Annotated in this window: 7 protein-coding genes; 6 read left to right on the top strand and 1 reads right to left on the bottom strand. The window is 63.7% G+C overall.

What is annotated here, in order from left to right; all coding sequences use genetic code 11:
• The first annotated feature begins 288 nt into the window (after positions 1-288).
• Complete coding sequence (locus ABC383_RS27045; RefSeq protein ID WP_413018968.1) at positions 289-615, top strand: hypothetical protein; 327 nt, start codon at positions 289-291, stop codon at positions 613-615.
• A 139-nt stretch (positions 616-754) separates the two neighbouring features.
• On the opposite strand, the gene ABC383_RS27040 is transcribed toward ABC383_RS27045, so the two are convergent.
• On the bottom strand, positions 755-1,501 hold the full coding sequence (locus ABC383_RS27040) for a GntR family transcriptional regulator (protein ID WP_413018966.1): 747 nt from the start codon (positions 1,499-1,501) through the stop codon (positions 755-757).
• A 225-nt stretch (positions 1,502-1,726) separates the two neighbouring features.
• On the opposite strand from ABC383_RS27040, the gene ABC383_RS27035 reads away from it, so the two are divergent.
• From ABC383_RS27035 to ABC383_RS27015, 5 genes are all read left to right on the top strand, one after another.
• A complete protein-coding gene (locus ABC383_RS27035) occupies positions 1,727-2,944 on the top strand; it encodes a pyridoxal-phosphate-dependent aminotransferase family protein (RefSeq protein WP_413018964.1) in 1,218 nt (405 codons plus the stop codon).
• 48 nt (positions 2,945-2,992) lie between these two features.
• Complete coding sequence (locus ABC383_RS27030; protein ID WP_413018962.1) at positions 2,993-6,001, top strand: FAD-binding and (Fe-S)-binding domain-containing protein; 3,009 nt, start codon at positions 2,993-2,995, stop codon at positions 5,999-6,001.
• Positions 6,002-6,197: 196 nt separating this feature from the next.
• Positions 6,198-8,843 (top strand): EAL domain-containing protein, encoded by a 2,646-nt coding sequence (locus ABC383_RS27025; protein WP_413018961.1) that lies wholly within the window; start codon positions 6,198-6,200, stop codon positions 8,841-8,843.
• Positions 8,844-8,923: 80 nt separating this feature from the next.
• Positions 8,924-10,540 carry a methyl-accepting chemotaxis protein gene (locus ABC383_RS27020; protein ID WP_413018960.1) on the top strand — a complete coding sequence of 539 codons (1,617 nt, stop codon included), beginning with the start codon at positions 8,924-8,926 and terminating at the stop codon, positions 10,538-10,540.
• 340 nt (positions 10,541-10,880) lie between these two features.
• A complete protein-coding gene (locus ABC383_RS27015) occupies positions 10,881-12,746 on the top strand; it encodes a leucine-rich repeat domain-containing protein (RefSeq protein ID WP_413018958.1) in 1,866 nt (621 codons plus the stop codon).
• Positions 12,747-12,896: the final 150 nt, after the last annotated feature.

Raw genomic sequence — 12,896 nt, 5'->3', positions numbered from 1 at the left:
GCGAAGCAAAAAAGTGACTCGCCCGCCGGGGCGAACACCCGGCCTGGTCATGACGACAGTGCAGTGGGCTTGTTTCACCCGGCGTAAAGACGTCACTGCGAAGCAGCAGTTGCTTTTGACGTTAAGCCATGTTCAACGAACACGTCAAAGACAACACCGACAGTGCTGCCCGGGCCTTGCCAGGTGACGCAAGGCGGTTGCACTGCCGTGGAGACAAGCCGGGAGTCCGTCCCGGCGGCCGGGTCACTTTTTTGCTTCGCCAAAAAAGTAACCAAAAAAGGCGACCCGATGATCGCGCCCCGCTGCGCGGGGTGCCCGTGCCAGCGGTACCCGGAGCGGGGCGCGGCTAAACTCGCCAAGCTGCGCTTGGCTCAGACAGACGCCGCACCTTTTCCCGCTCCGGGTACCGCTGACACGGCGCGCTCAACGGGACTTCACTGCAACGGCCACTTCAAAAGCAACGGCAACGGCAACGGCAACGGCAACGGCAACGGCAACGGCAACGGCAACGGCAACTGTCGCTGCGCGTATGGCAAGGACAGCTGCAACGGCTGCTTTCATAACGTGTACTTCCCTGAAGGGCATTGCACCGATGTCTGGACCAACAGAACCTGAAGCCACTATTTTTATTAAGCCGCCTACATGTAGCACGCCGCTTGCCTGGCAAGTTTCTTTGTTTATCCGGATGACATCAACGAAAACCGCCGGTCCAGAACCCCTGAACCTTGCTGTATTGACGTTCTGCGGCCGCGAATTAGGCCGCTGCGGGCGATGCCTTGGCTTCCTGCTCGGCCCGCGCCGCTCCCGGCGCCGCCAGGCCCTTGATTACCGCGTCGCGCTTTTCCAGCAGGTGCTGGCGCAGCAGACTGCCCAGGCGTACGCCGTCCCGAGCTTCCAGGGCCTTGATCATTTCCTCGTGTTCCTGGATCGCGTTGTCCCATTTGCCTGGCTGGAAATTGGACTTGAAGCGCAGCGCCAGCAGGCGACGGTTCATCGACAGGTACATCTGGCGCAGCACCGAATTGCGGGCGGCTTCATTGATCTTGTTGTGTATGGTCTGGTTGCGGCTGTAATAGCCGGGCAGGTCGTTCTGCGCGCGGCAGGCCAGCATCGCATAATGCAGCGCCTTGATGTCGGCAATCTCCATCGGCGTGATGCGCGCGGCGGCCAGTTCGCCTGACATCGCTTCCAGGCCGCTCATCACTTCGAAGGTTTCCCAGATCTCGTTCTCCGACATGCGCGAGACGAAGGCGCCGCGGTTCGGGAAGGTGTCGATCAGGCCCTCGGCCGCCAGCACCTTCATCGCCTCGCGCAGCGGGGTGCGGGAAATGCCCAGGGTTTCGCAGAGTTCGCGTTCGTTGAGCTTCATGCCGGGAGCCAGCGCACCCTCGATGATCAGGTTGCGCAAGTGATTGACTACCGTATCGTGCAGCCGCTGGCGTTCGACCCTGGTGACCAGCACGCGGCCTTCTTCCATCCCATTGTTCTCTGTATTTTGCATACTAAACCTCCGATAGGCGGTATTTTAACCGAAGTACCTGCAAGTCAACCTCGGCCGCCGGTCTGCGGCTTGCCTGCCTTCCCGATGGAAACAATCAGTCAAGGAAATCGCCCGAACTTTCCAACACGCCAGTAGATGCCTAGTGCATAAAGCAGTTTACGCAAGTGCGACTCGCTGTTAAAGTATTTTGTATTCAAAATTCAAAAGAAGAGACAAAGGACACCCATGCTGACCCTCGACTTCCATCCCGCCGGCCGCCACTTCCTGCAGATCCCTGGCCCGAGCCCGGTACCCGACCGCATCCTGCGGGCGATGAGCTATCCCACCATCGACCATCGCGGTCCGGAATTTGGCGCGCTGGGTCTGAAGGTGCTGGAAGGCATCAAGAAGATATTCAAGACCGAGCAGCCGGTCATTATCTATCCGGCTTCCGGCACCGGCGCATGGGAGGCGGCGCTGTCGAATGTTTTGAGCCCTGGCGACCATGTGCTGATGTACGAGACCGGCCATTTCGCCACGCTGTGGAAGAAGATGGCCGAGGCGCTTGGCCTGAAGCCCGAGTTCCTTGGCTTGCCGGGCATCGAGGGCTGGCGCCGCGGCGTTCAGGCCGACCAGATCGAGGCGCGCCTGAAGGCCGACCCGGATCATCAGATCAAGGCAGTCTGCGTGGTCCATAACGAAACCTCGACCGGCGTCACTTCCGACATCGCCGCGGTGCGCCGCGCCATCGATGCCGCCGGCCATCCGGCGTTGCTGCTGGTCGACACGATCTCCGGCCTGGCCGCGGCGGATTACCGGCACGATGAATGGGGCGTGGACGTCACGGTGTCCGGCTCGCAGAAGGGCCTGATGCTGCCGCCCGGCATCAGCTTCAATGCGGTGTCGAAGAAGGCCATCGCGGCCAGCAAGAATGCAAAGCTGCCGCGCGCCTTCTGGGACTGGACCGACATCATCGAGATGAACAAGACCGGCTACTGGCCCTATACCCCGAACACCAACCTGCTGTACGGCCTGCACGAAGCGCTGGAGATGATCCTCGGCGAAGGCCTGGACAATGTGTTTGCCCGCCACCAGCGCCTGGCCGCCGCCGCCCGCGCCGCCGTGCGCGCTTGGGGCCTGGAGATCCAGTGCGCCGACCCGAATGTGTATTCGCCCATCCTGACCGGCGTGGTGATGCCGGAAGGCGTCGATGCCGACCAGGTGCGCCGCATCATCTACGACAACTTCGACATGTCCCTGGGCACCGGCCTGGGCAAGCTCAAGGGCCGCATGTTCCGCATCGGCCACCTCGGCGAAGCCAATGACCTGACGCTGATGGCAACGCTGTCGGGCTGCGAGATGGGCCTGAAGCTGGCCGGCGTGCAACTGGCCGGCAGCGGCGTAAATGCGGCGATGGAGCAGCTGATGAGCGGCAAGGACCAGGCGCGCAGACAGGCGGCCTGACAGGCGGCCTGAAACGCCGCCGCAACGCACAGACCAGGAAACGCAGACATGCATACCAAGCCACTCCATTTCATGCCACCCGGCGCTGCTGCTGCGGCCAGCCCGCTGGAAAGGCAGTTGCGGCAGGAGCTGCGCGGCGACGTGCTGTTCGGCCGCGCCGACCGCGGCCGCTATGCCACCGACGCCTCGATCTACCAGATCATGCCGCTGGGCGTGGCGGTGCCGCGCGACCAGCAGGACCTGCTGCGCTGCCTGGACGTGGCCCGTCATCACGGGGCGGCGGTGCTTGCACGTGGCGCCGGCACCAGCCAGTGCGGCCAGACCGTGGGCGAGGCGCTGGTCATCGACAACAGCAAGTGGCTCAACCAGGTGGTTGCGTTCGACCGCGAGGCGCGCACGGTGACAGTGGAGCCGGGCATGGTGCTGGACCATCTGAATGCATGGCTCAAGCCGCATGGCCTGTGGTTTCCGGTTGACGTGTCTACCGCCGCGCAATGCACCATCGGCGGCATGACCGGCAACAATTCCTGCGGCTCGCGTTCGATCGAATACGGCAACATGGTGCACAACGTGCTGGCGGTGGACGCCGTGCTGGCCGATGGCACCCAGGGCTGGTTCGGTCCGGAGGCAGGCATGGCACGCGATGGCCGCATCGGCGCCATCATGGCCGGCATCGAGCACATCGCGCGCCGCGAGCGCGACGAGATCATCGAGCGAGTGCCCAAGGTGCTGCGCCGTGTGGCGGGATACAACATCGACCTGTTCGACTGCCAGAATCCGCGCGCCTACACCGACGACGGCAGCGCCAACCTGGCCCATATCCTGGTGGGCTCGGAAGGCACGCTGGCCTACAGCCGCCAGATCACGCTCAAGCTGGCGCCGCTGCCCACCCACAAGGTGCTGGGCGTGGTCAACTTCCCGACCTTCTACCAGGCCATGGACATGACCCAGCACATCGTGAAGCTGGGTCCAACCGCGGTCGAACTGGTGGACCGCACCATGATCGACCTGTCGCTGACCAATCCCGCCTTCGAGCCGGTAATACGGCGCGCGCTGGTGGGCCAGCCGCAGGCCATCCTGCTGGTGGAGTTCGCCGGCGACGATCTGGCCGCGCTGACAGTGAAGCTGGCGCAGCTCGACGAACTGATGGGCGACCTGTCATTGCCGGGCTCGGTGGTGCAGATGCCTGACGCGAACCAGCAGAAGGCGCTGTGGGAAGTGCGCAAGGCCGGCCTGAACATCATGATGAGCATGAAGGGCGACGGCAAGCCGGTGTCCTTCATCGAGGACTGCGCGGTGCCGCTGGCGCACCTGGCCGAGTACACCAGCCAGCTCACCGAGGTGTTCCACAGCTATGGCACCGAGGGCACCTGGTATGCCCACGCCAGCGTCGGCACCCTGCATGTGCGGCCCATCCTCGACATGCGGCGCAATGGCGCGAAGGACATGCGGGAGATTGCCGAAAAGGCTTCCGCGCTGGTGCGCAAATACAAGGGCGCCTATTCCGGCGAACATGGCGACGGCCTGTGCCGCGGCGAATGGGTGGCGTGGCAGTACGGCCCGCGCATCAACCAGGCCTTCTCCGAGATCAAGGACCTGTTCGACCCCGACAACCGCTTCAACCCGGACAAGATCGTGCGGCCGCCGAAGATGGACGACGCCGTCAATTTCCGCTTCGCGCCGGGTTACCAGGAACAGCCGCTGGAAACCCGGCTGGACTGGTCGGCATGGAACGTCACGCGCAACCCGCTGACCGGCGAGGAAAGTGCGCCGGGCACCGGTGGCGACCGCACCGGCGGCCTGGCCAAGCTGGTGGAGATGTGCAACAACAACGGCCATTGCCGCAAGTTCGACGCCGGCACCATGTGCCCGAGCTACCGCGTCACGCGCGATGAAAAGCACGTCACCCGGGGCCGCGCCAACACCCTGCGGCTGGCCATCTCCGGCCAGCTCGGCAATGAAGGCCTGGCCAGCCCGGAAGTCAAGGAAGTGCTGGACCTGTGCGTCTCCTGCAAGGGCTGCAAGCGCGACTGCCCGACCGGGGTCGACATGGCCAAGGTGAAAGTCGAGGCACGCGCCGCCTGGACAGCCAAACACGGCACGACGCTGCGCGACAGGATGGTGGCGACCATGCCGCGCTATGCGCCGCTGGCCAGCCGTTTCGGCCGGCTGCTCGCCGCGGCCGATGGCGTGCCGGTGCTGTCGGGCTGGGTCAAGGGCAGGCTGGGCCTGGCCAGGCAACGGGCCTTCCCGCGCTTCAAAAAGTCCTTCCTGTCCGGCGCAGTGTCACGCCCGGCGCAGGCTGGCGGCAGGGAAGTGCTGCTGTTCGTCGACACCTTCAACAACTACATGGAGCCGGAAAACGCCGCCGCCGCGCGCGACGTGCTGGAAGCGGCCGGCTACACGGTGCACTTCAACGCCCGCGCCGGCGAACGGCCGCTGTGCTGCGGCCGCACCTACCTGGCGGCCGGCATGGTCGACGAAGCCAAGGCCGAGGCGCGGCGCAGCCTGGATGCGCTGCTGCCCTATGTGGAACGGGGCGTGGCCGTGGTGGGCCTGGAACCGTCCTGCCTGCTGTCGCTGCGCGATGAATTCCTGAACTACGGCTATGGCGAAGAAGCGGAAAAGCTCGCTGCCTCTTCCTTCCTGTTCGAGGAATTCCTGGTGCGCGAGAAGGCGGCCGGCCGCCTGGCGCTGGCGCTGAAGCCACTGGCCACCGGCAGCGCGCTGGTGCATGGCCACTGCCACCAGAAGGCGTTCGACGCGGTGCGGCCGGTGCAGACCGTGCTGGGCTGGATACCGCAGCTGCAGGTGTCCATGATCGAGTCGTCCTGCTGCGGCATGGCCGGCAGCTTCGGCTACGAGGCCGAGCACTACGAGGCCTCGCAGGCCATGGGGGAGCTGTCGCTGTTCCCTGCGGTGCGCAAGGCCGCTGCGGATACGCTGCTGGTGGCCGACGGCACAAGTTGCCGGCACCAGATCGAGGACGGCACCAGCAGAAAGGCCATCCATGTCGCCCGCGTGCTGGCCTCGGCCCTCGATCCTCTCCGCCCGTAACCTTGGGTTAAAAACGAAACCTCAAGTCAACTAAAGTCACCCTGTCTCGGCCACTCATTGCCGGGACAGGGCGGTTTACCCTTCACGGCATTCGTCAATTCAAACTGTCCAGCCTGCATTTCGCTTACCATGCGGGATGTCTTTTGGTAACGACGATCCCGAGCAGGGGCGCGCATGGCGCTGCCCGGCATACCGCATGCAGCAGCCTTTCGACAACAAGCCCGACCCTTCGCTCCAGCCGGCACTGGCGGGCCTGACCGCGCGCGCGGCGATGTGGCTGCTGGTCCTGCTGACCGCAGTGCTTGCCGGCCCGGCGCGCGTTGCGATCGCACGCGACGTCAGGCTGGGCGTGTATGACAATCCGCCCAAGATCTTCATGCAGCAGGGTGACAAGCCGGGCGGTATCTTCATCGACCTGGTACAGCGGATCGCCTCGCAAGAAGGGTGGCAGCTGCAATTCGTGCCATGTCAATGGCAGCAGTGCCTCGCCGCGCTGGAAGCCGGCGAACTCGACCTGCTGCCGGACGTCGCCTATTCCACTGAAAGGGCAGAGGTACTGGATTTCCATGCGACGCCGGCGCTGTTCAGCTGGTCGCTGATCTACCGCCGCCGCGACGTGACGATCAATTCGCTGTTCGACTTGAACGGCAAGCGCGTTGCCCTGCTGCGCGGCAGCGTGCAGCAGGCGTACTTCAACGAACTGCTGCGTCATTCCAGTATCCAGGTGACCTTCGTGCCTGCAGACGACCTGGCCCAGGCCTTCCGCATGGCCGGCAACGGGGAAGCGGATGCGGCCATCGCCAACAAGTATTTCGGCGATTTCAATGCGCATGACAACGGCCTGCGCGACACGCCCATCGTGTTTCAGCCGGTGCGGCTGTTTTTTGCGACGGGCAAGGGCCGCAACGGCGATGTGCTGGCCGCAATCGACCGTCGACTGGTCGAATGGCAGGCCAATCCGCATTCCTTCTACTTCGACACGCTGCGCCACTGGCAGCAGGGCGGCGAGACGCGCATCCCGCCCGGGCTGTGGTGGGCCATGGGGGGCGCGATGCTGCTGCTTTGCGCATTCGGCGCAGCCGCCTATCTGCGTCGGGAGGTGGCGGCACGCACGCTGGCGCTGCGCAGGAGCGAGCAGTCGCTGCGCATAGCCGCGGCCGTGTTCCAGTCGCAGGAAGCCATGTTCGTCATCGGGCCGGACCGCAAGGTCATCGAGGTCAACCAGGCTTATACCGACATGACCGGCTATGTTCCGGACACCCTGCCGGAGCGCATGATTCCGCCTTTTACGCTGGAGGACAGCGTGCTGGACCAGAGCGCCTCGATGTGGGAGACGGTGCAACGAAGCGGCCGCTGGCAATCCGAGATCTGGACCAGAAAACAGGGAGGCGAACATTTCGCGGCCTGGCTGACGGTGACGGCGGTGCCGGCGCCCGACGGCACCATCAGCCATTATGTCGGCACCCAGACCGACATCACCGAACGCAAGCTGGTGCAGGACCAGGCCATGCGGCTGGCCTTCTACGATCCGCTGACCGGGCTGCCCAACCGCCGCCTGCTGCTGGACCGGATCCAGCATGCGCTGGCGATGAATGCGCGCCACGGCCGCCTGGGCGCGCTGCTGTTCATCGACCTGGACAACTTCAAGGACCTCAACGACACGCTCGGGCATGAGGTCGGCGACCAGTTCCTGCAGCAGATTGCCCAGCGTCTCTCCCATAGCAGCCGGGACGCCGACACCATCGCCCGTCTCGGGGGCGACGAGTTCGTGATCCTGATGGAAGACATGGGCGCGAGCGAAGAGGCGGCAACGCAGCAGAGCCATGTGGCCGCGCGCAAGGTGCTCGCCGCGGTGACCCAGTCCTATGCCTTGTCCGGCGGCAGCCACCACACCACCTGCAGCATCGGGATTGCGCTGTTTTCCGGCGCCGGCCTGTCTGCGCAGGACCTGCTGCGACGCGGCGATCTGGCGATGTACCAGGCCAAGAAGGCAGGCCGCAATACCCTGTGCTTCTTCCAGCCGGAAATGGAACGCGCGCTGAACCTGCGCACCTCGCTGGAACTGGACCTCCGGGAAGCGGTGGCAAGCAAGCAGCTGATGCTGCATTACCAGCCGCAATTTGACGGCGAGAACCGGATGATAGGGGCGGAGGCGCTGTTGCGCTGGCACCATCCGCAACGCGGCGCGGTGCCGCCCGGACTCTTCATCCCGGTAGCCGAATCGTCCGGCCTGATCCTGCAGATCGGTGCATGGGTGCTGCGCGAGGCATGCCTGCAACTGGCCGAATGGAGCGGCGATCCTGTGCTTGCGCAACTGCAGATATCGGTCAACGTCAGCGCCCGCCAGTTCCGCGACGCCACGTTTGCCCAGCAGGTAAGCGATCTGCTCGGGCAGACGGGCGTGCAGCCGTCCAGGCTCAAGATCGAGTTGACCGAGACCATGATGATCGAGGACATCGAGGACACCATAGCCAAGATGCGCCTGCTGCGCGACCTCGGCGTGTGCTTTGCGCTGGATGACTTCGGCACCGGTTACTCGTCGCTGTCCTACCTGAAGCGGCTGCCGCTCGACCAGCTCAAGATCGATCAATCCTTCGTCGCCGACATCCTGACCGACCCGAACGACGCCGTGATCGCCAGAAGCGTCGTCGCGCTGGGCACCGCGCTGGGCCTGGGCGTCATCGCGGAAGGCGTCGAGACTGCCGAGCAGCGCGACTTCCTGGCGAGCATCGGCTGCCACCGCTACCAGGGCTATATGTTCGCACGCCCCGGGCCGGCCGCCATGGTCAGCGAGCTGGCCCACACCGGTCGCGCAATTGTTGTTGATATAAAGAATGTCTGAACGTTGCCGTTATAGGAAGGATGGGCGCTGTCCGCGGCCGGCGCCTCCCTTTCACGCATCAGACTTATTACAACAGAGACATGGCCATTCACGATTTATCCGTCGCCAAGCGCGTGGCGCTGGTCGCCGGCACCGGCATCGCAGCAAGCATGATCATCGGCGTTTTCGCCATCAGGCAACTGGCCAGCATCAATGCCGCCGAAGTCCAGCTAGCCGAAGGCACGCTGCCAGGGATGCAGATCATCAACGAACTCAATGACGGCCTGAACAACCTGCGCGAGCGCGAGCTGAGCTATGTGATTGCACAGACGCCGGAACAGCTTGCCGAAGAAGAGAAGTCCGCCGTGAAAGTGCGCGCCCAGGTCGAGCGCAGCATCGCCGCCTATACGGCGCGCGCCAAGGGAAATGAGGAAGCCAAGGCGCTCGATGGCCTGCTGCAGCAGATCAAGCGCTACCAGGCCGACCATGACAAGACGCTCAATGCCACCAAGGGCAATCTGGGCGGACGCGATATCGACCTCGCCAAACAGGTGCGCGTGGTGTCGGGCAAATCCTTCGATGCCGTGGTCGCGCAGAGCAATGCGCTGCTGCGCTTCAACAGCGAGGCCGTCGCAGCCAGTCACAGGGAAGCCGAACGCGTCTACGGGCAGGCGCGCAACTGGATCATGCTGCTGATCGCGGCGGCGCTGGCCACGGCCGGCGGCCTGGCGGCGTGGATCGCGCGCGGCCTGCTGCGGCAGTTGGGCGGCGAACCGGCGCAGGCGGCCGCGGTGGCGGCCAGCATCGCCCGCGGCGACCTCGCCGCGCGTGTCGCGGTGAAGGCCGGCGACCGTTCCAGCCTGATGTACTCGATCGGTGAAATGCGCGACAGCCTGGTGCGCATCGTTGCCGAAGTGCGCAGCGGCACTGATGCCATCGCCGCCGAATCGGGCCAGATCTCGGTCGCCAGCAGCGACCTGTCCGCCCGCACCGAGCAGCAGGCCGGCTCGCTGGAGGAAACCGCTTCATCGATGGAAGAGCTGACTTCCACCGTCAGGCAAAACGCCGACAACGCGCGCCAGGCCAGCCAGCTCGCGGTGGCGGCATCGGACGTGGCCGTCAGGGGCGGCGCGGTGGTGGCAGAAGTGGTCGATACCATGGGCGCGATCGACGAGTCGGCACGCAAGATCGTGGACATCATCTCGGTCATCGACGGCATTGCGTTCCAGACCAACATCCTGGCGCTCAACGCGGCGGTGGAAGCGGCGCGTGCCGGCGAGCAGGGCCGCGGCTTCGCCGTGGTAGCTACCGAGGTGCGCGGCCTGGCGCAGAAGAGCGCCGCCGCCGCCAGGGAAATCAAGGAACTGATCGGCGACTCGGTGGAAAAGGTCGACGCCGGCAGCAGGCTGGTGGCGCAGGCCGGCAGCACGATGCAGGAAGTGGTTGGCAGCGTCAGGAGGGTAACCGATATCATGGCCGAGATCAGCGCCGCCAGCAGCGAGCAGAGCGCTGGCATCGAGCAGGTCAACCAGGCGATCAGTCAGATGGACCAGGTCACGCAGCAGAACGCGGCCCTGGTGGAGGAGACGGCGGCGGCGGCCGAGTCGCTGAAGATGCAGTCGGGCCGGCTGGCCGAGACGGTCAGTGTGTTCCGGCTGGATGGCAATGCGGCTGGGGCAGCGTTGCCGGTGCCGGCGGCGTCGCCGCGGCTGCAGTAAGGGGGCTGGCATGGCACAGGCTGCCGGGCAATAAGCTGCAACGGTATTGCCGCCTGGGCTAGCGAGGCAAGCTGCAGTTGCAGCATCCCGCGTCGGCCATGCCTGGATTGCGCCCGGCGCGTTGGCTCAGGGCGCCGATCCAAGCCCATCGTCCCACGCCATCGCCGGCGCATGCTGTTTGTGGATGCCTTACCGCGGCCGTAAACAGCAGCTCCCATCATGTTGGGCAACTGATCCTGGCGCCTTTTCCATCGTGGCTTGAGAAGGAACGGATTACGGTGTGGTGTTGCTAACGCTCTCAGCTTCACGGTAGTCCTTTATCCACCTTGCGGAGTGAGCCATGAGTGAACCGTCTTTCAATACTTTGCGTTCAAGTAACAACCCAGCTTTGTTCAATGGCGGCGCGCCGCCCCTTGCTGACCCGGGACAAGGAGAACACGTGCCGGCTGCACAGCCGACTCAACCTGTGCTTGCGTCGCGCGACACTGCCAGCGCAGTGTCCAGCCAGTTCGCTGCGATGCAGGGCGAGTCTCAGGGAGCGACGATTGCGGAAAGTACCTGTCCGGTGATGATCGGCAAAAGGACGGCGAGCGAGGCGGGGCTGGAATCGAAAGCCGCCAAGCGGGCAAGGTACGATGGCGAGGAAGTGCAGACCGAGGTGCGTCGGCTGAGGGAATTGGTTGTGGATGGCCGCCTGGAATTGAAGTGTACGGTGAGTAGGGAGACGCTTCAGGCGCTCACGGCATGGTTGCAGGATCCTCAGTGTGAGGTACAGGATCTTTTTATATCGGGCGAGCATAGCGACTCAACGGCATCCGACACCGCAGTTTTTTTTGGCCCAGATCTGGCGGCTGCCCTCTCAGAAGCGCTGAAAGTCAATCGTACCCTGGCCACACTCAGCCTCAAATCCAGCGAAATCGGCAATGCCGGTGCGGCTGCGCTGGCGCGGGCGCTGAAGGTCAATGGCACCCTGGTCGCGCTTTATCTTAAATCCAACAACATCGACGATGCTGGTGCGGCTGCGCTGGCGGAAGCGCTGAAGGTCAATCGCAGCCTGCGCACGCTTGCTCTTCAACAAAACTACATCAAGGGTGATGGTGCCACCGCTCTGTCGGAAGCACTGGAGGTTAATCGCACCCTTGTCACGCTTAATCTGAGAGAAAACGCTATCGGCAGTGCTGGAGCAGCTGCGCTGTCAAAGGCGCTGAAGGTCAACAGTACCCTGGACATTCTTAACCTCTTCAGCAACTGTATCGGTGATGCCGGAGCAATTGCGCTGTCAGAGGCACTCGAGGTCAACTGCACCCTGGGCACCCTTAATCTCATCAGCAACGAGATCGGCGCCGATGGAGCGGCTGCCCTAGCAGGGGCGCTGAAGGTCAACCGTACCCTGGGCATGGTTCTTCTCGGCTACAACGCGATCGACGATGCTGGAGCGGCTGTTCTATCGGAAGCGTTGAGGGTCAATCGTACCCTGGTCACGCTTGCTCTCGCAAGAAACCGCATCGGCGTTGCTGGAGCGGCTGCCCTGGCGGAAGCACTGAAGGTCAACGACACTCTGGCCGAGCTTGATCTTCATTACAACCTAATCGAAGATGCCGGGGCAACGGCATTTTCGGAAACGTTGAAGGTCAATCGCACCCTCGCCACTCTTGATGTCGGAATCAACTCGATCGGCCTTGCTGGAACGGTCGCCCTGTCGGAAGCGTTGAAGGTCAACTCCACTTTGGGCACGCTTGCTGTCGTCGGCAACGAAATCGGCCCTGCTGGAGCGGCTGCTCTGTCGGAAATGCTGAAGGTCAACCGTACTCTGGGCAGACTGAATGTTGGAGCCAACTCGATCGGCAGCATTGGAGCAGCTTTCCTTTCGGAAGCGCTGAAGGTCAATCGCACCCTGGTCGATCTTGGCCTCCAAGGCACCAGCGTCGGCGTTGCTGGAGCGGTTGCCTTGTCGGAAGCGCTGGAAATCAATCGCGCCTTGCTCACCCTTGATCTCAAACTCAATGACATCGGCAATGCTGGGGCGGCTGCCCTGTTGGAAGCGGCGAAGATGAATGTCGTTTTGACTGCACTGCATCTGGACAAGCACAAAGTCAACGATGACCACCGCAGGCAAGTCGCTTCAATTCTTGAACGGAATCGGCAGTTACGGAGGCGCAATTCAAGCGCAACCGTGACGCCGGAGCTTTTCAGCAACCGTCATTAACTGAGGCAGTTCATGGCTGGCATCATTGGACGGCTGGAAGCACTGCTTCCTGGCAGGGCGGCGGATAAGCGCGTGACGATGGAGGCATCGAGCCGGATGATAGGCCATCCGCCAAACCGCAATCAAGGCTGCACTGAACAAGCCTGCGTT

This window comes from Noviherbaspirillum phoenicis, from assembly GCF_047237965.1.
Lineage (GTDB): Bacteria > Pseudomonadota > Gammaproteobacteria > Burkholderiales > Burkholderiaceae_D > Noviherbaspirillum_A.
This window is presented reverse-complemented; position numbering and strand designations above follow the sequence as displayed.